Consider the following 22,962-nt stretch of genomic DNA (forward strand, 5'->3'; position numbering starts at 1 on the left):
CAGGTCGGCCCGCCGCGGTCTTCCCGGGTCGCCTGCAACCTCGGGATTGCGCTGCCGGCGGCGACGTGCAATCGTCGAGTTGCACAAGCCCACGTCTCCAGGAGGTCGCCATGACCGCACCACAACGCACCGCCGACCCGTCGCTGGACCGCATCGAGCGCAGCGTGCGCATCGACGCGACGGTCGACAAGGTGTGGGCCGCACTCACCCGAGCCGACCTGCTGGCCCGGTGGTTCGGGCAGCGGGTGACCCTGGAGGCCCGTGTCGGCGGTCGGTTGACCCTGCACTGGGACACCCCGCGGGACGTCCGGCCCGAGGACAGGGACTGCTACGGCACGTTTCTCGCGGACGTCACCGAGCTCGAGGAGGGCCGCGTGTTCGCCTTCCGCTGGGCGCTGCGCGCCGATCTCGAACCGGACGCCGGCAACTCGACGCTCGTGCGGTTCACCCTGCGGCCCGACGGCTCCGGCACCCTGCTGACGGTCGTCGAGTCCGGGTTCTCCGAGCTCACGGCGGTGGACCCGACCGAGACGGTGCGCAAGAACACCGAGGGCTGGGCCTTCGAGCTGGGCGAGCTGGTCGAGTACCTGACCGGTGCCGCGACGTGACGCTCACCCGGACCTTCGCCGTGCTCGCCGACGACACCCGCTGGCGCATCCTGCAGCTCGTCGGGGAGCAGGACCTGTCGGCGTCGGCCCTGGCCAAGCGGCTGCCGGTCTCCCGGCAGGCGATCGCCAAGCACCTGTCCGTGCTGCAGGAGACGGGGCTCGTGGAGCCGGCGTGGGTCGGCCGCGAACTGCGGTACCGGGCCGCGGGCGCCGAGCTGTCCCGCCTCGCCGGCGAACTCGAGCAGATCGCGCGGACCTGGGACCGACGGCTGGCCGCGATCAAGGCCGTCGCCGAGTCGTTGTGACGCCCCGGTGACGTCCGGCGGGTCGACCGGACAGGTCGGACAGCGCCGACGGGAGGCACCTTCGGTGCGGTCACGGGGCGGCGAGCACGTCCTCGTGGTTGTGCACCGCGAACCACTCGCCGTCGACGCGCCGCCAGACGCTGGTGTTGCGGATCCACTGGTCCGGTCGTCCGCCGGAGAACACCACGCGCAGCCGGTGCCGCAGCAGTGCCGTGTCGCCCCAGACGTCGACCACCGGGTCGGACGCCTGCAGGTCGACCACCCGGGGCACCTCGAGGTTCGCACCACCGGAACCGGCCTCGCCGGCCGGGCCGTCGTCGCCGGCCGGGCGCCGGCCGCGGAGCTCCGCGAGCTCGCCGAGCCCGCGGACGAGCTGCGGCTCCTCGGAGTCCCACAGGGTGACGTCCCGGTCCAGCAGCCGGTCCACGGCGGCCGGGTCACCGGCGAGGAACCCCGCGTACACCTGCCGCATCCGGTCCCAGACCCGTTGCGCTGTCTCATCCATGGCGGCTCCCTGCGGATTCGGGTCGGGGGTCGGTGACGGCGCGCAGTGCCGGCAGCACCTCGCGGCCGAGCAGGGCCAGCGCGGCGACCGGGTCGGGGCCGAGCGGTGGCCCGAAGGACAGGTGCGTGGCGCCGCGCTCCTGCAGCGCCCGGCACCGCGCCACCACCGCGGCCGGGTCACCGGCGATGCCGAGCGCCAGCATCCGGTCGTCGACGAGCCGGGCCGCGGGCCGACCGGACTGGGCCAGCGCCGCCGCCGGCAGGAAGTCCTCCGGGGTCAGCCCGGCGTCGGCCAGCAGCACCGGCGAGATGGACGGGCCGTAGTAGGCCAGCTTCTCGGCCAGGGCGTCGCGTCCCGCGGTGCCGTCGCCGGACACCGACACCCAGAAGCACGCCGGCAGGTCGAACGGGCGGGCGGTCCCCCCGGCGTGGGTGGCGGCGGTGCGGCCGGCCTGCACGGCGTCGACGGCCGTGCGGAACCGCTCCGGCGGGTACAGCAGCGGCAGCGCCCCGTCGGCCACCTCGCCGGCCATCCGCAGCATCCGCGGTCCCATGGCGCCGACGTACACCGGCACCGGGCGGTCGACGTCCCAGCGCAGCCGGCTCTGCGACTTGTACCAGTCCGGCAGGTCCCCCGCATCGACGTCGCGGTGACCGAGCAGGGCGCGGAGCGCGGCGACCGCCGACCGGGTCCGGGCCAGCGGCTCGGGACGCGGGATCCCGGCCCAGGACAGGAACTCCGCGGACCCGGCACCCACGCCGAGCAGGAAGCGACCGCCGGACAGCTCCTGCAGCGTCGCCGCCGCCATGGCCAGCTCGGCGGGGTGGACGGAGTACGGGTTGACCACGCCGATGCCCAGCTGCAGTGTCGAGGTGCGGACGGCGAGCGCCCCGACGAGCGCCGGCGCCGACCGGAGCAGCAGGTCGTTGGACACCCAGAGCTGGTCGAACCCGTGCTCCTGCGCCGTCGTGGCGAGCCGGAACAGCTCGTCCGCCGGCAGGTCGTTGTTCACCCGGACCGAGAACCTCACGGCGCCAGCACCGCCTCGGCCTCGACCTCGACCAGGAAGCCGTCCCCGATCAGCCCGCCGACGTAGACCGTGGTGTTCGCCGGCAGCACCGCCGCCATCCGCTCGCCGTGGGCGCGGGTGGCCTCCTGCCACGACGCACCGGGCGCCAGCAGCACCCTGGTCCGCACCACGTCGCGATCGGTCCCGCCGAGCGCGGACACCGCGGCCAGCACCCGCTCCAGGCACTCCACGGTCTGCGCGTAGGTGTCACCGGGGTGCAGCGCCGCGCCGTCCGGGCCGGTGGCCGTGGTGCCGCTGACCACCACGGTGTCGCCGCGGCGGACGGCGCGGCTGTACCCGCCGACCTCCTGCCAGCCGGTGGCGTCCCGGAACCGTGCCGTGCCGTGCACGTCGGTGGGCACCGGGCCGTGCACGTCGGTGGGCACCGTGCCCTGGCCGTCCGGGGGTGGCGCGTCGCCGGGGTGTGCCCGGGTCACGGGCGGCCCGGTCCGGTGAGCGGGACCGCGCCGGCCCGATTTCCCGACCCGGGGGCGCGGACCAGGCAGGCGGCGCTGCGTCCGGCCACCGGTTCCAGCCGCGGGTCCTGCACCCGGCACCGGTCCTGCACCAGCGGGCAGCGCGGGTGGAAGTGGCAGCCGGACGGCGGTGCGGCCGGGTCCGGGACGTCGCCGGGCAGGTCGACCGGCAGCGTGCCGGCCCCGTCGGCGCGGGGGATGGCGGCGACCAGCGCCTCGGTGTACGGGTGCCGGGGGTCGGACCAGACCGTTGCGGTGTCGCCGATCTCGACGATCCGGCCCAGGTACATGACGGCCACCCGGTGCGCCACCTGTCGCACCACCGACAGGTCGTGCGAGACGAACACCATGCCCAGCGACGCCTCGGCCACCAGCTCGGAGAGCAGGTTCGCCACCTGCGCCTGGGCGGAGGCGTCGAGTGCGCTGATCGGCTCGTCGGCGACGATGCACGCCGGGTCGGCGGCCAGCGTGCGGGCGATGGCGATCCGCTGCCGCTGCCCGCCGCTGAACTCGTGCGGGTAGCTGCCCACCGCGTCGCCGGGCAGGCCGACCCGCTCGAGCAGCTCCCGGGCCCGGCGCAGCCCGTCGGCGCGGCGGCCGCCACCGAGCACGACGCCGTCCGCGATCAGCTCGCCGACCTTGCGGCGCGGGTTGAGCGAGGCGTAGGGGTCCTGGAACACCATCTGCAGCCGGCGCAGGTCGGCGCCGCGCCGGCGCCGCCCCGCGGGTTCGACGGGCCGTCCCAGGAACTCGACGGTGCCGCGCGCCAGAGGTTCGAGGCCGGTCGCGGCACGGCCGAGAGTGGACTTGCCGCAACCGGACTCGCCGACCAGGCCGAGGATCTCGCCCGGCCGGACGTCCAGGTCGACCCCGTCGACGGCGCGTACCCGGGCCGCGCCCCGGCCGTACTCGACGGCGACGTCGCGCAGCCGCAACAGGGGAGCGGTCATGACGTCCGCACCGCCGCGACAGGCTCCGCCGGACGGCCGCGCAGCGGATCCGGGGGGCAGGCGAGCCGGTGCCCGGGATCCACCGGGACGGCCTCGGGACGCGGGTCGACGCGGCACGACGGCTGCGCGAACGCGCACCGCGGGTGGAACGGGCAACCGGGCGGGACCGCGCCCAGGCTGGGCGGCGCGCCGGGGATCGGCCGGAGCGGGGCGGCGGCCGCCTCGGGGTGCGGCAGCGCGTCGAGCAGCCCGCGGGTGTACGGGTGCCGGGGCCGGGTGAGCAGCGTCGCGGCCGGTCCGCTCTCGGCCAGCCGCCCGCCGTACAGCACGTGCACCCGGGACGCCACCGCGGACAGCACGCCGAGGTCGTGGGTGATCACCACGACGGCCAGCTCCTTCTCCCGGCGCAGCCGGTCCAGCAGCCGCAGGATGCCCGCCTGCACCGTGACGTCCAGGGCGGTGGTGGGCTCGTCGGCGAGCAGCAGCTGCGGTTCGGCGGCCAGCGCGACCGCGATGGCGATGCGCTGCCGCATGCCGCCGGAGAACTGGCCGGGGTAGGACCGCAGGGCCTGCTCGGGGTCGGGGATGCGGACGTCGGCCAGCAGCTCGACCGCGCGGGCCCGAGCGGCGGCAGCCGACAGGCCCAGGTGGTGCCGCATGTGCTCGGTGAGCTGGGTGCCGATGGTCAGGATCGGGTGCAGCGCGGTCGCCGGGTCCTGCGAAACCATGGCGATGCGCCGGCCGCGCACGTCGCGGAAGGCCCGCCGCCGAAGCCCGACCAGCTCCGTGCCGGCGAAGTGGGCCGACCCGCTGGTGCGCGCGCCGGGCGGCAGCAGGCCGAGCAGGGTCATCGCCGTCATGGTCTTGCCGCTGCCGCTCTCGCCGGCCAGGCCGACGATCTCGCCGGCGTCGACGTCGAAGGACACGTCGTCCACGGCCAGCTGCGGGCCGCGCCGGGTCGGCAGGGCGACGCGCAGGCCGCGCACCTCGAGCAGGGGTGCCACTACGCGCGCACCTCCCGCGCGGTCCGCGGGTCCAGCACGTCCCGCAGGGTGTCGCCGACGAAGTTGAAGGCCAGCACGACCGTCAGGATGGCCAGGCCGGGGAACAGGCCGACCCACCACCGGTCGAAGTTCTGGGCGCCCGCCGCGACCATGGCGCCCCACTCGGCGGTCGGCGGCTGGGCTCCCAGGCCGAGGAACGACAGGCCGGACAGCAGCAGCACGGCGTTGCCGACGTCCAGCGCCGCCATGACGAACACCGGCCCGGCGCTGTTCGGGCGGATGTCCACGACGAGCGTGCGCAGCCCCGAGGCGCCCAGCAACCGGGAGGAGACCACGTACTGCGCGCCGCGTGCGGACAGCACCAGGCTGCGCACCAGCCGGGCGTAGGACGGCCAGGACACCACCACCACCGCGATCACCGCGTTGCGCAGTTGCGGGCCGAGCGCCGCGGCGATGGCCAGGGCCAGGATGATGCCCGGGAACGCGAAGACCAGGTCGGCCAGCCGCATGACCACCGCGTCCACCCACCCGCCGAAGTACCCGGCGAGCCCGCCGAGCACCGCGCCGATCAGCATGGCGGCGACGACCAGGATCACCGCGTAGGGCAACGAGATCCGGGCGCCGAACAGCACCCGGGACAGCACGTCGCGGCCCACCTCGTCGGTGCCGAACAGGTGCGCCCCGGACGGCGCCTGCAGCGTGTCGAACGCCTGGGCGTCCGGGTCGTAGGGCGCCAGTGCCGGCGCGAACACGGCGACCAGCGTCCACAGCGCCAGCACGACGAATCCCGTGACGGCCAGCGGTTGCCGCCACGGCGAGCGACGGCTGCCGCGCCCGGCCCGGCCGGTCCGGCCCGGTCCGCCGGCCGCGGCGCCGGGGTCGGGGCGCTCGCCGGCGGGCACCCCAGCCGGCGGGTCGAGCGGCGATTCGGCGACGGTCACGAGAGCCGGATCCTCGGGTCGATGACGCCGTAGAGCACGTCAACGAGCAGGTTGATCACGATGTACACGACCGCGACCACGACGCTGACGCCCATGATGGCCGGCAGGTCCAGGTTCTTGGCGCTGTTGTAGGCGTACTGGCCCAGACCCGGCCAGCTGAAGATGCTCTCGACCAGCACGGTGCCGGACAGCAGGCTGCCGAACGCCACCCCGGCGACGGTGATGATCGAGATCAACGCCGGGCGCAGCACGTGCCGCAGCACCACCACCCGCTCCGGGAGGCCCTTGGCCCTGGCCGCCCGCACGTAGTCCAGGCCGAGGATCTCCAGCACGGAGGCGCGGGTGAAGCGGAGCAGCATGCCGACGGTGTACGTCGCCAGCACCAGGCCCGGCAGCACCAGGTGCAGCAGTGCGGACCCGAGCAGCGACCACTGCCCGTGCAGCAGCGCGTCGACGGTGTAGAAGCCCGTGGTGTGCGTCGGTGGCGTCTCCGTCGGGTCCAGCCGGCCGCCGCCCGGCAGCACTCCGAGCTTGAAGAAGAGCAAGTAGAAGGCCAGCAGCGCGATCCAGAAGGTCGGCATCGAGACGCCGGCCAGGCTGACCACCCGCAGCACCTGGTCCACCCAGCGGTCGCGGTAGACCGCCGCCAGGATGCCCAGCGGCACGCCGATCACGATGCTCACCACGATGGCGAACAACGCCAGCTCCATGGTGGCCGGGATGTACTCCGCGAGGTCCGTGGACACCGGGCGGTGGCTCTGCTGCGACATCCCGAAGTCGCCGTGCAGCACGTTGCCCAGGTACACCAGGTACTGCACCGGCACCGGCCGGTCGAGCCCGTACTGGTGGCGGAAGGCGGCCACCGCGGCCGGATCGGCGGACGCCTGCTGCCCGAGGTTCGCGGTCACCGGATCGCCGGGGACCAGCTGCGTCAGCAGGAACGAGACCAGGGTGATGCCGACGCACAGCAGCAGGCCGGCGGCGATCCGCTTGAGCAGGAACCGGCCGAGACGCTGCCGGCCCGGCCGGGCCCTGCGCCGCGCCGGGGCGGGCGGCGACGCAGGGGCCGCTGGGGCCTCCAGCGGACTACTGGAGCTCACTGAGGTTGACCAGCCAGAGTGCGTTGGACTGCACGTTCTTCACGGAGTTGGCGGCCACCAGGATCTGCGCCGGCTGCAGCAGCGGCATGATCGGCCCGGACTGGTTCATCGACGTCTGGATCTGCTGGTACAGCGTGGTTCGCGCGGCGGTGTCCAGCGTGGTCCCGGCCTTGGTGCCCAGCGCCTCCAACGCCGGGTCCGCGCCCTTGGCCCACCCGGCCCGCAGGCCGACCAGCTGGCCCGGCAGGAAGTTCAGGTAGTCGCTGGGGTCCGGGAAGTCCGGGCCCCATTCCCACAGGCCCAGCTGGTTCTTGCCGGCGCGGTAGGCGTCCAGCGCTGTGGACACCGACTGCCCGGCCAGCATCACGGTGATGCCGACGTCCTTGAGGTTCTGCTGGACCCGGCTGGCCAGGTCGCCGAAGTTGAGCCCGTTGACCTGGATGTCGCTCGGGTAGGACAGCGTCACCGTCGGGTTGCCGAGCCCGGACCGGGCCAGCGCCGCCTTTGCGCGGTCGACGTCGCGCTTGACCCCGGAGCCCTCGGCGAGGCTGCCGACGAAGGTGCTCGGGATGATCCCGGCGGCCTGCACGGCGCCGGTGCCGGCGAGCTTGACCAGGCCGTCGTAGTCGATGCCGTACCGCACGGCCTCCTGGAAGTCCTTGTTGGACGTCACCTTCGAGACGGCGCTGTTGTTGTTGCTGAAGAGGAAGAACACGTTCGGCGAGGCGCCGCTGACCACCTGCACGTTGCTGACGCCCTGCGCCTGCGCGGGCGACAGGTCGACGGCGATCTGCGCCGCGTTCTTCAGCACGTCCAGCTTCTGGACGTTCGCCTGGACGTTGCGGATGACGATCTTCTCGTACTTGGGCTTGGTGCCCCAGTACTTGGGGTTCGCCGTCAGCACGACCTGGCTGGTGGTGCTGTAGCTGGTCAGGGTGTACGGGCCGCTGCCGGCGGACGCCGAGTTCAGGGCGTTCTCGGCCTTGTCGGCGGTGTCCGCGCCGGCCGCGTCGGTCCCGCCGGCGGCCTTGACGGCCTTGGAGTTCACGATCCCCAGCGCCGAGTTCGGGACGATGTAGGGGATCGCCGGGTTCGGCGTCTTGCTGGTCAGCACCACGGTGTGCGCATCCGGGGCGGAGACCGTGATGCCGGCCATCAGGAACGACGGGTTGCCCTTGATGTTGGCGACGCGCTGCAGCGAGAACACCACGTCCGCCGACGTGACCGGGCTGCCGTCCGAGAAGACCGCGTCCTGGCGCAGTTTGAAGGTGAACGTCGTGCCGTCCTTGGACGCGGTGTACGACTCCGCGAGGTCCGGGACCGGGGTCTTGACGTCGCCGCCCTTGAAGGTCAGCAAGGTGTCGTAGAGCGCGTGGTCGATGAGCAGGCCGGTGGGCTCGAACATCCGCGCCGGGTCGGCGGTCTTGAGCTGGAAGGCCGTCTCGACCACGATCGATCCCGACGGCGCGGCGCCGCCGCCGGTGTCGCCGCCCGCGGTGGTGGTGCTGCCGCCGGAACTTGTGCTGCCGCCGGACCCCGACGACCCGGCGGAGGTGGAGGCGGACGAGGACGAGGCGGACGACGACGACGAGGACGACGACGAGCCGCCCCCGCCACCGCAGGCCGAGACGAGCAGTGCCGCGGCCACGACCATGGCTCCCACCGCTGGCGATCGACGCATGAGTCCTCCGGGTCCTCGGGTGCAAACGATTGGCGTAACGTCCCATCCGCCGGTCGGGGCCGTCAAGCTCGCCCTGTTACCACCGTGAAAAGCCTGCGGCACAGCATCGGCGTCCCTACCCGGCCGGCGGTCGGCAGGACTCCCGGACCCGCAGCGCGGTGCCGACCCGGAACTCGACGAACTCCCGTCCGGCGGCCCGGTCGCCGCGGATGCGGTCGAGTAGCAGCCACGCGGCCAGCGCGCCCATCTCGGCCGCGTTGTTGTCCACGACGGTGACCGACGGGTGCCACCAGCGGGTCAGCTCGGCGTCCTCGAAGCACAGCAGGCTCAGCGCGCCGGGCACGTCGACCCCGCGACGCCGCAGCTCCGGGAGGGCACCGAACGAGGCCTCGTGGTTGGCCACCAGCAGCGCCGTGGGCCGGCGCCCCGGCGGCAGCGAGAGCAGTGCGGCCACACCGTCCGTGCCGGTGTCCGGCGCGAACGGGCCGACGTGCACCAGCTCGTCGCGGTAGCGGATCCCGGCCCGCTCCAGCTCGACGCGGTGGCCCAGCAGCCGCTCCCGCCCGGAGGTGACGTCGCCCGGCCCGGCGATCACGCCGATGCGCCGGTGCCCCAGCTCCAGCAGGTGCCGGGTGGCCGAGCGGGCCCCGGCCAGGTCGTCGCCGAGCACGCAGTCGCCGGCCGGCGCGTCGGGACGGCGGGCCAGGTGCACCACCGGCAGCCCGGACCGGTCGAGGTCCCGGGTGGCGGCCGAGTCCAGGCCGACGACGATGACGCCGGTGGCGTTGTGGTCGATCAGGGTGTGCAGCGCCGCCCGCTCCTGCGCGGCATCGCCGCCGGTCACCGCGAGGACCATCTGGAACCCGTGCTCGGCGAGCGCCTGCTGCACCACCTCGGCGATCACCCGGAAGCTGGCGTTCACCAGGTTGGTCACCACCAGCCCGACCAGGTCGGTGCGGGCCGTGCGCAGCGCCCTGGCCGTCGCGTTGGGCCGGTACCCCAGCGCGTCGGCCGCCGCCCGGACCCGCTCCGCGGTCCCGCTGCTCACCCGGGACGAACCGGCCAGGGCCCGCGACGCGGTGCTGACCGAGACACCGGACGCCGCGGCGACCCGGCGGAGGTCGACCTCCATGCCCCTCCCTGCGGTGGCCGTACGGTCTGGACAGCGCGGACCGGTGCGGGAACGATTGCAGACCCCGCGCCGGCCCCACGATGGCACGGCGTCCGGCCACGACCAACCCCGCCGGAGCCCGGGGACCGACGGCAACGGTGGAGGACAGGTGCAGCAACTCGACGAGCTGGCGGAGCGGTTCTGGGCCTGGCGCGCGCAGTCGCAGCCGCGCAGCCGGGACGACATCGTCCGGCTGGACCGGCCCGCCGGGTGGCTGCCGGACCTCGGCCCGGACACCGTGCGCCGGCGCACCGCCGAGCGCGACGCGTTCGCCGCCGAGCTGGCGGCGATCGAACCGGTCGAGGTGGCCGACCGGGTGGACCACCGGTTGCTGCGCTCGGCGCTGGCCCGGGTCGGCTGGGAGAACGACGTCGTCCGGATGTGGACGCAGCCGCGGTTCTACGTCGACCAGGCGATCGGGCCGGTGTTCGACACGTTGCTGCGGCCGGGCGTCGACGCGGACCGGGTGGCCGAGGCGACCCGCTACCTGGCCCACGTCCCGGATGTCGTGGACGTCGCCCTCGAGGTGGTGCCCGAGCACGCGGCCCGGGAGTTCGCCCGGCTCGCCGTCGACGAGCTGGTCGGCGTGGACGCCCGGCTGGACCGGATGGTCGCGGCGTTGGCGGCGGTGCCGGGTGCGGACGCCGGCGGGCTGTCCCGGGCCGCCCAGGCGGCGGGCGCCGCGCTGGTGCGCTACCGGGACCGGCTGCAGGACCTGGAGTCCGGCCTCCCACCGGTCGAGCCGGTCGGTCGGCGGGCGTTCGACCGGTTCCTGGCCGAGGTGGCCTGCATCCCGCTGTCGGCGGACGAGATCCGCCGCGTCGGCCGGGTGGAGGCGGACCGGGCCGCCGTCCGGGAACTGCTGGAGAAGCGCCGCGCCCGCGCCGTTCCGCTGCCGGACCTGCCGGCGGACGCGGCCGCGCAGGCCGAGCGGGAGGCCCGCGACGAGCAGTCGGTGCGCGACTTCTACGAGGCCGCCGACCTGCTGGGCCAGCCACCCTCGCTGCGGCACTACCGCAACCTGCCGCTGCCGGCCCACCTCGAGGCGCTGCACTTCCTCGGCGTCACCGACGATCTCACCGGGCCGGACCGGCTCGACGAGGACGGGGTGAGCTACGTCCCCGCGCCCGGGCCGGACCTGCCGTACTTCTACGCCGCCAACGCGCGGGATCCGCGGGCCGGCATCGTCCACGAGGGTGCGCACTACCAGCAGCTGGCGCTGTCGTGGCGGAACCCGCGACCCGTGCGCCGGCACTACTACGACTCGTCGGCGAACGAGGGCATCGCCTTCTACAACGAGGAGCTGCTGCTGGCCGCCGGCCTGTTCGACGACGCCCCGCACACCCGCACGGTGATGTGGAACTTCATGCGGCTGCGGGCTCTTCGCGTCGAGCTGGACGTCGGCCTGGCGGTCGGTGACCTCACCATCCCCGAGGCGGCCGACCTCCTGCGGCGGCACGTCGGCGTGGACGAGGCCACGGCGGCCCAGGAGGCGGCGTTCTTCGCCGAGACGCCGGGCCAGGCCATGACCTACCAGGTCGGCAAGACGCAGGTGCAGGCGCTGGTGGCGGACGCCGTCCGGTCCCGGCCCGACGGTGACCCGGACCTGCGCGCGCTGCACGACTCGCTGTGGCGCAACGGCAACGTCCCGATCGCCCTGCAGCGGTGGGAGCTGCTCGGGCTGACCGACGAACTGGCCGCGATCGGCGTCCCGGTCTGAGGCCCGCCGGCGGTCGCCGCCCCGACGCCGGCCGGCGGGTCAGCCCTTGACGGCGCCGGCGGTCAGCCCGCGCAGCAGACCGCGCTGCGCCAGCAGGGTCGCCAGGAACACCGGGACGACGAGCGCCAGTGCCCCGGCCGCCATCGCGCCCCAGTTGATCGAGTCGACGCCGACGAAGCTGACGATGCCCACGGTCGCCGGCGTGGTGGACGGGCCGGCCAGGATCAGCGGGATGAAGTACTCGCTCCAGGCGGCGATGGCGATGAGCAGCCCGACGGACACCACGCCGGGCAGCGCCAGCGGCAGCGCGATCCGGAAGAACGCCTGGGCGCGGGACGCGCCGTCCACCCTGGCCGCCTCCTCCAGCTCGATCGGGATGTCCTGGAAGTAGGAGGCGCTCATCCACACCGCGAACGGCAGCAGGCCCGTCAGGTACGCCAGGGTCAGCCCGGTGTAGGTCCCGACCAGCCCGAAGTCGTTGAAGAACAGGAACAGCGGGATGATGAAGACCACCGGCGGCACCATCCGGCTGAACAGCAGGAACCCGCCGAGGAACCATCGGCCGCGGAATCGGCCGCGCGCGAACGCGTAGCCGGCCGGCACGCCGAACCCCAGCGTGCAGACCATCGTGGTGACGGTCAGGATCGCCGAGTTCGCCAGCGAGTCGACGAAGCCGTTCTGGTTCAGGTCCCGGAAGTTGCGGGTGGTGAACGGGCTGAAGATCTCCGGCGGCACCGACGACGCGTCGACCGGTCGCTTGAAGGCGGTCAGCAGGATCCACAGGAACGGCACGCCGATGAGCACCAGCCCGACCGCCAGCAGCAGCATCCGGACGGTCTCGACCTGGACCCGCCGGGCGCGGATGCCCGTCATCGCCAGCTCCGCCGGCCGGCGACCAGGTACAGCAGGCCGACCGACACGGCGATCAGGACGATGAGCAGCACGCCCATCGCGGCCGCGTACCCGACCTGGTTGTAGAACAGCCCGGTGTTGTAGATCTGCAGGTTCAGCGGGGTGCTGGCGATGCCGGGACCGCCCGTGGTGAGCACCTGGATGCCCTCGAACTTCCGGAAGGCGTCGATGAAGCGCAGCACGACGGCGATGAACAGCACCGGTCGCAGCGCGGGCAACGTCACGTGCCAGAAGACCTGCCACATGTTGGCGCCGTCCGAGACCGCCGCCTCCTTCAGCTGTGTCGAGACGCCCAGCAGCCCGGCGAGCAGCAGCACCGCCTGGAACGGGACGCCGGTCCACATGTCGGAGATCAGCACGGCCGGCATGGCCAGCGCCGGGTTGCCGAGCCACAGCGGCTGCGGCAGGTGCACGGTCCCGAGGAAGTAGTTGATCCATCCGGCGTCGTTGTTGAACATGGCCCGCCAGGTCAGCGCGACGACGATCGGCGCCGTCATGATCGGCAGCATGTACAGCGCCCGGATGAACCCGACGCCGCGGATCCGGGAGTCCAGCAGCACCGCCAGCACCAGCCCGAAGACGGTGGTCAGCACCGTGCTGCCGATGACCAGGTAGGCGGTGTTGAAGATGATCCGCGGGATCTCCGGGTCGTGCAGCAGCCGGTCGAAGTTGGCCAGCCCGACGAACTTCCAGTTCTTCGACTTGACCAGGTCGTAGTCGGTGAACGCCAGGCCGATCGAGATGGCGAACGGCACGGCGGTGACCGCGAGCATGATCAGCAGGGACGGCCAGGACGCCGCCAGCAGGAAGTGCTTGTCGAGGAAGCCCCGGACGGGCGTGCCCCGGCGGACCGCGGGGGCACGCCGATCCGCGAGTGCGGTCGAGGTCATTCGATCTCTCTCGGTGACGGTGCCCGGATCAGCTGGCCGGGAACGGCTTCGGGTAGCCCGCGGACTTCATGATGGTGTCGACGCCCTGCTTCATGGTGGCCATCACCTGGTCGACCGGCGTCTGCGTGGTGACCAGGTCCGACAGGCCGGTGGAGATCGGCGGGATGATCGCCACACCCTCGTCGATGAACGGCAGCAGCGCGACGTCCGGGTGCGCCAGGATGTACGACAGCGCGGTGGCGAAGCTCGGCGGCAGCACCGACGACGTCGCCGGATCCTTGACCACCGCCAGGCGGGACGGGGTGAGCAGCGCCTTGGCCGCCACCGCGTCCTTCTGCATCTGCGGCGAGGTCAGGTACTGGATCAACTGCCAGGCCGCGCCCTTGTGCTCGGAGGCCGCGTTCATCCACACGCCGAACGGCTGCACCAGCGAGCAGTGGTCGGGGTTGGCCGGCTGGCACGGCATGGCCGCGAACTTGGCCACGTCGGCGACCTTGGACTTGTCGGGGTCCAGCACCTGCGGGATCGTCCCGGAGTCGTCCTGCCACATGGCCACCCGACCCTGCTGGAAGTCCTGCAGACAGTTGGTGACCAGGTAGGTCGAGATGCCCTTGGGTGCAGCGGTGGTCAGCAGGGTGCGGTAGAAGTTTCCGAACTGGCTGGCCTGCGGCTCCGTGCCGATCAGGAAGTTCCACTTCTTGTCGAAGTACGTGCCGGTCACCGGGTTGTTCCACGGCACGAACCAGTTCCACAGCTGGAAACCCGAGTAGAGCGTCTGCGACTTGTCGGCCCGCACGCAGAACCCGGCGTGGTCCCCGGTGGTCAGCTTCTGGGCGTCCGCCAGAAGCTCGGCGGGCGTCGTCGGCGGGTTGGCGATCCCGGCGTCGGCGAACATCTTCGAGTTGTAGTAGAGGACCGCTCCACCGGTGTGCGAGGCGATGCAGTAGGTCTTGCCGCCCTGCTGGCACGCCGACTCGACATCCGGTGCGATGTCCTTGAAGTCGTAGTCGGAGGCGGTCTGCTGGGGATCACCGATGTAGGGATCCAGGGGCTCGGCGCCACCGCTGCCGACGAACGCGGTGATCTTCTCGGATCCGGTGAAGAAGACGTCCAGGCCCTTGTCCTTGGCGCTGAGCTGCAGCGGGATCTTCTGGTCCATCGCCGCGACGGGCAGCTGCACGAAGTTGACCTTGATGCCGGTCTTCTCCGTGAAGTCGCCCATCCTGGTCTTGTAGAAGTCGAACTCGTCGACGGTGGAGTAGGTCTCGACGGTGATGGTCTGCCCGGCGAACGCCTTGGGGTCGTAGGAGCCGCCGCCCCCGCTGCCGGAGCCGCCGCCGGAGGAGCCCGACCCGGCGGACGACGAGGAGGAGGACTGGGACGACGCGGAGGACGAGGAGCCGCTCCCCGAGTCCGATCCGGACCCGCACGCGGCGGTGAGGAGCCCGGCGACCGCCAGCACGGCGACGACGGGCGGGATGCGATGTGGCCTGCGGGACATCGGTGTCTCCATCAGCTCGAACCGGGAGGGGTGGGGTGGCGCGGATGCGCTGGGTGTGCGCGGTGCCCGGAAGGATCGTCAGTGACCGGGACGTCGGCCCGCCGCCGGTGACGGCTGCGCGGCGCAGCCGCCGCGCGGGGACGCTGCATGCGGCCGGAGTCGGCGGCCGGGTGAGCGGGAGCATGGCACAGGGGTGACGAGGGCGGCAACGGCGCGAGGTCACGGTCGTGCATCACCGCAGATCCCCGAGTGCGGTGACGGTCCTGGTGGTGTCCGGGTGATCGAGCACGTCCGGACGCAGAGCCGTTCCCAGGCCCGGGGTGTCCGGTGGGGCGATGCGCCCGTCCGCGATTTGGGGGAGTTCGGTGACGACGTCCCGGTACCAGCCGGTGTAGTACGCCCGCACCGTCTCCTGCAGGACCGCGTTGGGTGCGTGGACCGCCAGGTGGGTGGACGCGGTGAGTACCACCGGTCCGGTGCAGTCGTGCGGCGCCACCGGCAGGTGGCGCGTCTCGGCCATGGCGCTGATCCGCTGGGCCTCGCTGAGGCCACCGACCCAGCCGAGGTCGAACATGACGACGTCCGCGGCCTGCCGGTCGAGCAGCTGCGCGAACGACCAGCGGGTGCCCAGCGTCTCGCCCAGGGCGACCGGGACCCGGCTGGACCGCGCGAAGCGCGCGACGGCCTCGAGATCGTCCGCCTTGAGCGGGTCCTCGATCCAGTACAGGCCGAGATCGGCCGTCGCCTCGGCGATCCGCCGGGCCGTCGGCAGGTCCCACAGGGCGTGCAGCTCCAGCATGACGTCCATCGAGTCCCCGACGGCGTCCCGGATCTCCCGGAGCTTGCCGGTGCCCTCGCGCAGCTGGGCGGGGGAGATGTCGTGCCCTGCGGTCGCGGCGGCGTACTCGTCGAACGGCCACAGCTTCATACCGGTGATGCCCTGCCCGAGCAGGTCCGACGCCAGGTCGCCCGGACGGCGGATGGCCGCCTCGAGGTCCTCGTACGGGCCGGGCCGGTCCGCTGTCGGCAGGCCCCGGTCGCCGGGCGTCGCGCGATCGCTGGCCAGCAGCGCGCCGGCGTTGCCGCGCCCGTACCCGTATCCGGCGCAGGTGTTGTAGATGCGGATGTCGTCGCGGACCCGGCCACCCAGCACCTCGTACAGCGGGCGACCGTCGGCCTGGCCACGGATGTCCCACAGGGCGAGGTCCACGGCCGACAGCCCGCGGGTCTCGGCGCCGGTGCCGCCGTACCCGACGAAGGTGTCGTAGAGCCGGCGCCAGTGGTGCCCGGTGCGCAGCGGGTCGGTGCCCAGCAGGTGCGGGGCGACCGTCTCGTGGATGTGCGCCTCCACCGTCGCCGGGCCGATGCAGGTCTCGCCGAGACCGATCGGCCCCTCGTCGGTGTGCACCTGCACCCACAGCTGTTGCCGGTGGCGCGGGATGCGGACCGTCTCGACCGCGGTGACCTTCATACGGCGCCCGGAGGTCGGCCGGCTGGCGCGGCGCCGCGGTGGTGCAGGGCTGCCGCCGCCCGGCCCGCGCCGGCGCAGCCCGCGACGCCGACACACCGCACCGGCTCGGTCTGCATCGCCCTGCGGCCTCTCTGCCTGGGTGGTGCCCCGGGCCTCCGGCCGCACCGACCCGGCGGCGTCCCGCGACGTACTGTTAACAATAGATTATTACCAGGTGTGCTGGCCGGGCGCGCGGGGAACGCGCCGGCGTCCCGATCGTCGGCGGTCCGTGCCGGTCGGCCGGCACGGACCCGGCGGGCAGCGCGGCGCGCCGCTGGGGCCGCAGCAACGCGCCGGAGAGTCCTCACCAACGCGCCGGTGACGCCGCATCAAGAGGTTGCGATGTGACCTCGCGGTGGCGGGGGCGTCGGGACCGGACGACCGGAGGCGGGGGACCGGTCGGTCGACCTGCACGGGCGCGGCCCGCGTCACCGTGCGGCCGCGCCACGAGGTCCGGCCGGCGCGCCGCGGGGGTCTGCGACCGGAGGGACCCGGCCGGAAGGGACGGCCTGGGACCGGGCTCGTGGCCGTGGTCGGGCAGTGCTCCGCGGTCGGGTCCCAGCCCGGGTGTCGCGTGAGGACCATCGGTCGAGGGTCACGGGCCCGCGCGGCCCGGCATCCGGGCGTGGCCCTCGCGACCACGGCCGTCGGGCGACGTCCCGGGCCGGATGCGGCCGGACGTCGACGGGGCGACCGCGCACTTCCGCGTGGTCACCGCGGGCGGGCGACCCGCACGGGCCTTGCGGGTGCGGACGTCGGGCCGTGTGCCCGCCCGGACATTCCTGTCGTCCGGGGTTGGGACAGCAGCGGACGGGCGGCCGGCGTCCGGAGTGGCGATCCAACGGTGCGGTCGCTGCGCGGCGGGCCGGGTGGGCTCACGCCGAGCGGGCGCGCCGGTGGGGCGGAACTACTGGTGGGCGATACTGGGATTGAACCAGTGACCTCTTCCGTGTCAGGGAAGCGCTCTCCCGCTGAGCTAATCGCCCGGGACGGCCGGTGGAACCGACCTCGAGGTGGGAACGGGATTCGAACCCGTGTATACGGCTTTGCAGGCCGCTGCCTCGCCTCTCGGCCATCCCACCATGGCAGGGTGCGCCGAAGGGCCGGCGGAGCCTGTGCCGAGCGGACGACGGGATTCGAACCCGCGACCCTCACCTTGGCAAGGTGATGCGCTACCAACTGCGCTACGTCCGCGTGCTCCGCCCGAAGGCCCGGAACCTGCGTCCCGAACCGTCCTTGCGGTGCGATCGTCGACTCTAGCCGACCGGCTGATGCGTTCCAAACTGCCTGGCGCGGTGACCCGCTGACTCCCCGACGGCGGGACCGGCCGGACCGCTGGGCGGGCCGGCGCGAGGGGTCAGCTCAGGGCGGTTCCGGGCAGCGACTCCGCCAGCAGCCGGTCGATCTCGCGGTCGATGTCGAAGTACACGTCCTCGGCGCCCAGCTCGACCGCGTCCAGGGTGTCGCGGACGAAGGCGGTCATCGCCGACCGGTCCGCCAGCAGCCGCGCGCGGCCGGCCGGGGAGTCGAGCTCCAGGATCACCACGTCCTCGCACGGGAACAGCTGCACGTCGCCGGTGCCGGCCGGGCGGTCGACGCCGTCCACCAGCAGCTGGCGGCCGAAGACCCACTCCACGCCCGCCGCGCCGGGGATCGAGAACACCATCCGGACGGCGAAGGGGTCGCGGGTGTGGAACTGCAGGTCCGCGTCGACGGGCACGTCGCCCCCGTCGGTGACCAGCGTCATGACGGTGGTGGCGACGACGGTGCGGTGACGCTGGGCGGTGACGGGCTGGGGAGTCATCTCGGGTGTTCCTACCGTTCTGTGCCACCCGTCGGCGACCGGGACTGTCGCTGTGCTGACCGGGAGGCGTGTCGTAGAGGGGACGGCCCGACCGCCGGAGCATCACGCGGAACCCTGGAGTTCACCCGTTCAGCCCAGTTCGACCGGGAATAGTGCGTTGCCGTGCACATCTCGGTTCGGGGCGAGGGCGGTCTCGGTGTGGAGTCCGATCGGGTATTGTCTCGTCTCGCCCCACCCGGTCACGGCCGGACGGCCGGGGCGATTAGCTCAGCGGGAGAGCGCTTCGTTCACACCGAAGAGGTCACTGGTTCGATCCCAGTATCGCCCACCAGAAAGTCCAGGTCAGCGGCCTTCGCCGCGGCCGCGGCGGGTTCGCCGCCCATGATCACGACCGGATCCGGCGGACGGTCGCTGCCCGCCGCCCGCGTCCCGGGTCTCCAGCGGGGCCGGCCGAGCCGTCCCTAACGGCGCAGAGATCAACATCGGTGGTCGGGGGATGACCTGGACGCCGCAGTTGTCCGTCACCATCCGTAGCAATCGAGCCGATTTCGTCGCGCTCCGTGCTGCTGTGACCTGCATCACACCGATTGGCGTCCACCGAGCGGCAGCGACCTGCCGCCTGGCCCGCCGATAGTTGCGAGGACCGCGCCGGCACCGCCCGGCTCTGCGGTCCCACCGGATCCCCGCAGGTCATCGCCCGAAGGCCGCCCCTCCGTCCCGCTCCCGGATGCCCACCGCCGGCGTCGGGTCGGCGGCCGGATCGGCCACCGGCACCGACCGGGCGTTCCGCACCCGGCCCGGAAATCCGTGTCGCCCCGGACCAATCGACCCCGATACCTCGCCCGAATCCCTGCGCGTCCGCAGTACGAGCTCTGGTTGATCGCACAGCCCCGCACAGGTGCCCCCCTCGGTGCGACGAGGGACGGCGGTTCGGTCCGACCGGTCGCAGGTCAACGAGAAGGGATCACCGATGGGTGAGCAACAGATGTTCGACGGGAGGCCTGTGCTGCAGTTCCGCACCGGGTCGGACCGCAGGACGTTCCTGAAGTGGGCGGGTCTGGTCGGTGTTGGCGCCGGGTTCGTCGCCGGAGGCCTGCTGGGCGCCCCGACGGCGGCCCAGGCCGCCGAGATCAAGCGGGACGTCAAGGCCGCGGCCAAGGCCGGCGGCGACGTCGACATCCTGAACTACGCACTGACGCTGGAGTACCTGGAGTCCGACTTCTACGCCACGGGCCTGGCCAAGGGCTTCCTGTCCGGCCGGGAGCTCGAGCTCGTCACGCCGATCGGCGACCACGAGAAGCAGCACGTCGAGGCGGTCACCGCGGCGGTCAAGGCGCTCGGCGGCACGCCGGTCGAGAAGCCGAAGATCACCTACCCGGACGGCACCTTCGCCAGCCGGGACAGCTTCCTCAAGACCGCGTCGGCGTTCGAGGAGCTGGGTGTCACCGCCTACCACGGCCAGGTCCCGCTGGTGCAGAGCACCGACATCCTGGCCGCGGCCGCGTCCATCGCCGGTGTCGAGTCGCGGCACGCAGCGGTCATCGCCTCGCTGATCGGCGGGGAGCCGTTCCCGAACCCGATCGAGAAGCACGCCGACATGTCCACCGTGCTCGCCGCCGTCAAGCCGCTGATCAGCTGAGCAGGAGAACCCAGACCATGAGCAGAGAAGCATTCGTCCGCGGCGAGCTGGGACAGGTCAGTCCGTCCCAGGCGCTGTTCGCCCTCAACAACCGCTGGGCGCTGGCCTCGGCCGCCGACTTCTCCAGCGACGTCGACGTGCTGAACTACGCGCTGACGCTGGAGTACCTGGAGGCGGCGTTCTACCAGCAGGGCAACTCGGCCGGGCTGCTGTCCGGCACCGAGCAGACCTACCTGGCGAAGATCCAGTCCGACGAGGAGTACCACGTCACCGCGCTCACCGGGGTGATCAAGCAGCTGGGCGGCACGCCGGTCGCCGCGCCGGGGGTCAACTTCGGTGACGCCTTCGCCAGCCGCGATTCGTTCCTGACCACCAGCCACACCTTCGAGAACGTGGGCGTGGGCGCGTACCTCGGGGCCGCCGGCTACATCAAGGACAAGACCATCCTGCAGGCCGCCGCCGGCATCTTCGGTGTCGAGGCGCGGCACGCCGCGGTCGTCGGCAACCTGCTCGGGCTGCAGGCCGAGGGCGGCGTGTACATGGGCGCCTTCGAGACCCCGATCGCCAAGGCGACCGTCCTCAAGGACGTCATGCCGTTCCTGTCCAGCCAGATGGGCGGCTCCATGCCCAGCGGGTCGGTGGACACCGGCGGCGGCAGCGCCGCGGCCCGCGACGAGTCCGGGCTGTTCGGCCTGGGCGGTGCCGCACTCGTGGGAGCGGCCGGGGCGGCGGCCTATGCGCTGCACCGCCGGCAGCGCGACGAGGCGCCGCAGGAGCAGTAGGTCGTCCCGATCTCTGTGCGGGCGGACGGCGCCGGTACCGGCGCCGTCCGTGCGACGGACCGGACCCGAGGGGTGACGACGGGGCGGCGACCACGGGTCGCCGCCCCGTCGTCGTCCGCGGTGCCGGGCGGGTGTCCGGGGACCGGCGATCCGGGCCCCGGCGGTGGGCGGTGGAAAGGCGTCCGGACCGCGGGTGCGGCTTGGCTAGCATCGCTGCAGTCGCCCGCCGCCCGGCGCGGCGTCCACCGTGCCGCCGCACGTCCGGCAGAAGGAGCCAGCCATGTCCGCCCCCGCCCGCCCACTCGCCGCTGCGCGCGTGAGGATCCCGGCGGGGACGACGGCGTCCCAGGCGGTCGGCGACGCCGGGCTGCCGCGGTCCGGGGCCGACGCCGTCGTCGTCGTGCGGGACCCCGACGGCCGGCTCCGGGACCTGTCGTGGGTGCCGGACGCGGACGTCGAGGTCGCGGCGGTGCCCGCCGCCAGCCCGGACGGCCGCGACGTCATCCGGCACTCCGCCGCTCACGTGCTGGCGCAGGCCGTGCAGCAGGAGTTCCCCGGCACCAGGCTCGGCATCGGCCCGTTCATCAAGGACGGCTTCTACTACGACTTCGACGTCGCCCGGCCCTTCACCCCGGAGGACCTCGAGCGTCTCGAGCGTCGGATGCGGCAGATCGTCAAGGCCGGGCAGCGGTTCTCGCGCCGGCCGGTCGACTCGCTCGAGCAGGCCCGACAGGAACTCGCCGCGGAGCCGTACAAGCTGGAGCTGATCGAGGACAAGTCCGCGGCCGGCGACGCGGACGTCCTGGAGCTGGACCCGTCCGGTGGCCTGACCATGTACGACAACCTGCACGCCCACACCGGCGAGCGGGTGTGGACGGACCTGTGCCGCGGGCCGCACCTGCCCACCACCCGGCACATCCTGGCGTTCCGGTTGACCCGGTCCTCGGCCGCCTACTGGCGCGGCGACCAGGCCAACGCCGCGCTGCAGCGCATCTACGGCACCGCCTGGGAGTCCGAGGAGGCGCTGCAGGCGCACCTGACCGCGCTGGCCGAGGCCGAGCGTCGCGACCACCGGCGGCTGGGCACCGAACTCGACCTGTTCAGCTTCCCCGACGAGATCGGGTCGGGGCTGGCGGTGTTCCACCCCAAGGGCGGCATCATCCGGCTGGAGCTGGAGGACTACTCGCGACGCCGGCACCTGGCGGCCGGGTACCAGTTCGTGAACACCCCGCACATCACCAAGTCCCGGCTGTTCGAGGTCTCCGGCCACCTGGACTGGTACGCGGACGGCATGTTCCCGCCCATGCACCTGGACGCCGAGTACGGCGAGACCGCGGACGGCGAGGTGGTGCTGCGCAAGCCCGGGCAGGACTACTACCTCAAGCCGATGAACTGCCCGATGCACAACCTGGTGTTCGCCTCCCGTGGCCGGTCCTACCGGGAGCTGCCGCTGCGGCTGTTCGAGTTCGGCACCGTCTACCGGTACGAGAAGTCCGGCGTCATCCACGGTCTCACCCGGGCGCGCGGCTTCACGCAGGACGACGCGCACATCTACTGCACCCGCGAGCAGATGCGCGACGAGCTGGCCTCGCTGCTCCGCTTCGTGCTGGAACTCCTGGCGGACTACGGGCTCTCGGACTTCTACCTGGAGCTGTCCACCCGCAACGAGGCCAAGTACGTCGGCAGCGACGAGACCTGGGCGGAGGCCACCGAGATCCTGCGGTCGGTGGCCACCGAGTCCGGGCTCGACCTGGTGCCCGACCCGGGCGGGGCGGCGTTCTACGGCCCCAAGATCTCGGTGCAGGCCCGGGACGCGATCGGCCGGACCTGGCAGATGTCTACCATCCAGGTCGACTTCAACCTGCCGGAGCGCTTCGGACTCGAGTACACCGCCGCGGACGGGACCCGCCAGCGGCCGGTGATGATCCACCGGGCGCTGTTCGGGTCGATCGAGCGGTTCTTCGCCGTGCTGACCGAGCACTACGCCGGCGCGTTCCCGGCGTGGCTGGCGCCCGTCCAGGTGGTCGGCATCCCCGTCGCCGGGGCGTTCGGCGAGCATCTGGACGCCGTGGCGCAGCTGCTGCGTGCGGAGGGTCTGCGGGTCTCGGTCGACCACTCCGACGACCGCATGCAGAAGAAGATCCGCGACCACACCGCGCAGAAGGTGCCGTTCCTGCTGCTGGCCGGCGCCAAGGACGTCGAGGCCGGCGCGGTGTCGTTCCGGTTCCGCGACGGCACGCAGCGCAACGGCGTGCCGGTGGCCGAGGCGGTCCGGCTGATCACCGAGTGGGTGCGCGGGCGGCGCAACGAGTCGCCGACCGCCGACCTGCTGGCGGTGGCCGGGACGTGACCGGCTACGGCCCGGGCAGCGTGCCCGCCGGAGCTCCCGACGGG

Annotated in this window: 20 protein-coding genes and 4 tRNA genes; 7 read left to right on the forward strand and 17 right to left on the reverse strand. The window is 72.9% G+C overall.

Going from position 1 to position 22,962, the window contains the following annotated elements; genetic code table 11:
- The first annotated feature begins 110 nt into the window (after positions 1–110).
- Together IEY37_RS18320 and IEY37_RS18325 are read left to right on the forward strand one after the other, a co-directional pair.
- The gene (locus IEY37_RS18320; RefSeq protein WP_188944201.1) at positions 111–608 is read left to right on the forward strand and encodes an SRPBCC domain-containing protein; all 498 of its coding nucleotides are present in this window, start codon (positions 111–113) and stop codon (positions 606–608) included.
- Positions 605–913, forward strand: a complete 309-nt coding sequence (locus IEY37_RS18325) for an ArsR/SmtB family transcription factor (RefSeq protein ID WP_188944203.1) — start codon at positions 605–607, stop codon at positions 911–913. Before IEY37_RS18320 ends, IEY37_RS18325 begins: the two co-directional genes overlap by 4 nt.
- A 70-nt stretch (positions 914–983) precedes the next feature.
- On the opposite strand, the gene IEY37_RS18330 is transcribed toward IEY37_RS18325, so the two are convergent.
- The 9 genes from IEY37_RS18330 to IEY37_RS18370 form a co-directional block, all read right to left on the reverse strand.
- A complete protein-coding gene (locus tag IEY37_RS18330; RefSeq protein WP_229674623.1) occupies positions 984–1,418 on the reverse strand; it encodes a Cif family virulence factor in 435 nt (144 codons plus the stop codon).
- Complete coding sequence (locus IEY37_RS18335) at positions 1,411–2,448, reverse strand: LLM class flavin-dependent oxidoreductase (protein WP_188944206.1); 1,038 nt, start codon at positions 2,446–2,448, stop codon at positions 1,411–1,413. The genes IEY37_RS18330 and IEY37_RS18335 overlap by 8 nt, the downstream gene beginning before the upstream one ends.
- Positions 2,445–2,924 carry a Rid family hydrolase gene (locus IEY37_RS18340; protein ID WP_229674624.1) on the reverse strand — a complete coding sequence of 160 codons (480 nt, stop codon included), beginning with the start codon at positions 2,922–2,924 and terminating at the stop codon, positions 2,445–2,447. Before IEY37_RS18340 ends, IEY37_RS18335 begins: the two co-directional genes overlap by 4 nt.
- Positions 2,921–3,913, reverse strand: a complete 993-nt coding sequence (locus tag IEY37_RS18345) for an oligopeptide/dipeptide ABC transporter ATP-binding protein (protein WP_188944208.1) — start codon at positions 3,911–3,913, stop codon at positions 2,921–2,923. The genes IEY37_RS18340 and IEY37_RS18345 overlap by 4 nt, the downstream gene beginning before the upstream one ends.
- On the reverse strand, positions 3,910–4,917 hold the full coding sequence (locus IEY37_RS18350) for an ABC transporter ATP-binding protein (RefSeq protein WP_188944210.1): 1,008 nt from the start codon (positions 4,915–4,917) through the stop codon (positions 3,910–3,912). The genes IEY37_RS18345 and IEY37_RS18350 overlap by 4 nt, the downstream gene beginning before the upstream one ends.
- A complete protein-coding gene (locus tag IEY37_RS18355) occupies positions 4,917–5,858 on the reverse strand; it encodes an ABC transporter permease (protein WP_229674625.1) in 942 nt (313 codons plus the stop codon). Before IEY37_RS18355 ends, IEY37_RS18350 begins: the two co-directional genes overlap by 1 nt.
- Positions 5,855–6,958 carry an ABC transporter permease gene (locus IEY37_RS18360; protein ID WP_229674626.1) on the reverse strand — a complete coding sequence of 368 codons (1,104 nt, stop codon included), beginning with the start codon at positions 6,956–6,958 and terminating at the stop codon, positions 5,855–5,857. Before IEY37_RS18360 ends, IEY37_RS18355 begins: the two co-directional genes overlap by 4 nt.
- Entirely contained in the window at positions 6,945–8,612 is a 1,668-nt protein-coding gene (locus tag IEY37_RS18365; protein ID WP_188944212.1) for an ABC transporter substrate-binding protein, read from the reverse strand. Before IEY37_RS18365 ends, IEY37_RS18360 begins: the two co-directional genes overlap by 14 nt.
- 142 nt (positions 8,613–8,754) lie before the next feature.
- Complete coding sequence (locus IEY37_RS18370; protein ID WP_188944214.1) at positions 8,755–9,771, reverse strand: LacI family DNA-binding transcriptional regulator; 1,017 nt, start codon at positions 9,769–9,771, stop codon at positions 8,755–8,757.
- 148 nt (positions 9,772–9,919) lie between these two features.
- Here IEY37_RS18370 and IEY37_RS18375 point away from each other — a divergent pair, with 148 nt between their 5' ends.
- Entirely contained in the window at positions 9,920–11,530 is a 1,611-nt protein-coding gene (locus IEY37_RS18375) for a DUF885 family protein (RefSeq protein WP_229674627.1), read from the forward strand.
- Positions 11,531–11,569: 39 nt separating this feature from the next.
- Here the strand turns inward: IEY37_RS18375 and IEY37_RS18380 are convergent, their stop codons facing one another.
- The 8 genes from IEY37_RS18380 to IEY37_RS18415 form a co-directional block, all read right to left on the reverse strand.
- Positions 11,570–12,403: a carbohydrate ABC transporter permease gene (locus IEY37_RS18380; RefSeq protein WP_188944218.1), complete on the reverse strand. Its 834-nt coding sequence runs from the start codon at positions 12,401–12,403 to the stop codon at positions 11,570–11,572.
- Positions 12,400–13,332 carry a carbohydrate ABC transporter permease gene (locus IEY37_RS18385; RefSeq protein ID WP_188944220.1) on the reverse strand — a complete coding sequence of 311 codons (933 nt, stop codon included), beginning with the start codon at positions 13,330–13,332 and terminating at the stop codon, positions 12,400–12,402. Before IEY37_RS18385 ends, IEY37_RS18380 begins: the two co-directional genes overlap by 4 nt.
- A 28-nt stretch (positions 13,333–13,360) precedes the next feature.
- The gene (locus IEY37_RS18390; RefSeq protein WP_188944222.1) at positions 13,361–14,833 is read right to left on the reverse strand and encodes an extracellular solute-binding protein; all 1,473 of its coding nucleotides are present in this window, start codon (positions 14,831–14,833) and stop codon (positions 13,361–13,363) included.
- A 232-nt stretch (positions 14,834–15,065) separates the two neighbouring features.
- Positions 15,066–16,304 carry a mandelate racemase/muconate lactonizing enzyme family protein gene (locus IEY37_RS18395; protein WP_188944224.1) on the reverse strand — a complete coding sequence of 413 codons (1,239 nt, stop codon included), beginning with the start codon at positions 16,302–16,304 and terminating at the stop codon, positions 15,066–15,068.
- Between the two features lie 950 nt (positions 16,305–17,254).
- Positions 17,255–17,329 (reverse strand) — tRNA-Val (locus tag IEY37_RS18400).
- 25 nt (positions 17,330–17,354) lie between these two features.
- Positions 17,355–17,425, reverse strand: a tRNA-Cys gene (locus IEY37_RS18405).
- Between the two features lie 39 nt (positions 17,426–17,464).
- Positions 17,465–17,537: transfer RNA gene (locus IEY37_RS18410), tRNA-Gly, on the reverse strand.
- Positions 17,538–17,700: 163 nt separating this feature from the next.
- Positions 17,701–18,147 carry an SsgA family sporulation/cell division regulator gene (locus IEY37_RS18415; RefSeq protein ID WP_188944226.1) on the reverse strand — a complete coding sequence of 149 codons (447 nt, stop codon included), beginning with the start codon at positions 18,145–18,147 and terminating at the stop codon, positions 17,701–17,703.
- Positions 18,148–18,403: 256 nt separating this feature from the next.
- Here IEY37_RS18415 and IEY37_RS18420 point away from each other — a divergent pair.
- From IEY37_RS18420 to thrS, 4 genes are all read left to right on the forward strand, one after another.
- Positions 18,404–18,478: transfer RNA gene (locus IEY37_RS18420), tRNA-Val, on the forward strand.
- Between the two features lie 639 nt (positions 18,479–19,117).
- Complete coding sequence (locus IEY37_RS18425) at positions 19,118–19,786, forward strand: ferritin-like domain-containing protein (protein ID WP_188944228.1); 669 nt, start codon at positions 19,118–19,120, stop codon at positions 19,784–19,786.
- Positions 19,787–19,803: 17 nt separating this feature from the next.
- Positions 19,804–20,568, forward strand: a complete 765-nt coding sequence (locus IEY37_RS18430) for a ferritin-like domain-containing protein (protein ID WP_188944230.1) — start codon at positions 19,804–19,806, stop codon at positions 20,566–20,568.
- A gap of 280 nt (positions 20,569–20,848) precedes the next feature.
- Positions 20,849–22,918, forward strand: a complete 2,070-nt coding sequence (gene thrS / locus IEY37_RS18435) for a threonine--tRNA ligase (RefSeq protein WP_188944232.1) — start codon at positions 20,849–20,851, stop codon at positions 22,916–22,918.
- Positions 22,919–22,962: the final 44 nt, after the last annotated feature.

It is taken from the genome of Nakamurella endophytica (assembly GCF_014646215.1).
Taxonomy (GTDB): Bacteria; Actinomycetota; Actinomycetes; order Mycobacteriales; family Nakamurellaceae; genus Nakamurella; species Nakamurella endophytica.

Excerpts from the sequence above, each read along its gene's own strand:
- IEY37_RS18320 (WP_188944201.1), top strand. The coding sequence starts at position 111 with ATGACCGCACCACAACGCACCGCCGACCCGTCGCTGGACCGCATCGAG.
- IEY37_RS18330 (WP_229674623.1), bottom strand. The coding sequence starts at position 1,418 with ATGGATGAGACAGCGCAACGGGTCTGGGACCGGATGCGGCAGGTGTAC.
- IEY37_RS18345 (WP_188944208.1), bottom strand. The coding sequence starts at position 3,913 with ATGACCGCTCCCCTGTTGCGGCTGCGCGACGTCGCCGTCGAGTACGGC.
- IEY37_RS18365 (WP_188944212.1), bottom strand. The coding sequence starts at position 8,612 with ATGGTCGTGGCCGCGGCACTGCTCGTCTCGGCCTGCGGTGGCGGGGGC.
- IEY37_RS18370 (WP_188944214.1), bottom strand. The coding sequence starts at position 9,771 with ATGGAGGTCGACCTCCGCCGGGTCGCCGCGGCGTCCGGTGTCTCGGTC.
- IEY37_RS18380 (WP_188944218.1), bottom strand. The coding sequence starts at position 12,403 with ATGACGGGCATCCGCGCCCGGCGGGTCCAGGTCGAGACCGTCCGGATG.
- IEY37_RS18385 (WP_188944220.1), bottom strand. The coding sequence starts at position 13,332 with ATGACCTCGACCGCACTCGCGGATCGGCGTGCCCCCGCGGTCCGCCGG.
- IEY37_RS18390 (WP_188944222.1), bottom strand. The coding sequence starts at position 14,833 with ATGTCCCGCAGGCCACATCGCATCCCGCCCGTCGTCGCCGTGCTGGCG.
- IEY37_RS18395 (WP_188944224.1), bottom strand. The coding sequence starts at position 16,304 with ATGAAGGTCACCGCGGTCGAGACGGTCCGCATCCCGCGCCACCGGCAA.
- IEY37_RS18415 (WP_188944226.1), bottom strand. The coding sequence starts at position 18,147 with ATGACTCCCCAGCCCGTCACCGCCCAGCGTCACCGCACCGTCGTCGCC.
- IEY37_RS18425 (WP_188944228.1), top strand. The coding sequence starts at position 19,118 with ATGGGTGAGCAACAGATGTTCGACGGGAGGCCTGTGCTGCAGTTCCGC.
- IEY37_RS18430 (WP_188944230.1), top strand. The coding sequence starts at position 19,804 with ATGAGCAGAGAAGCATTCGTCCGCGGCGAGCTGGGACAGGTCAGTCCG.
- thrS (WP_188944232.1), top strand. The coding sequence starts at position 20,849 with ATGTCCGCCCCCGCCCGCCCACTCGCCGCTGCGCGCGTGAGGATCCCG.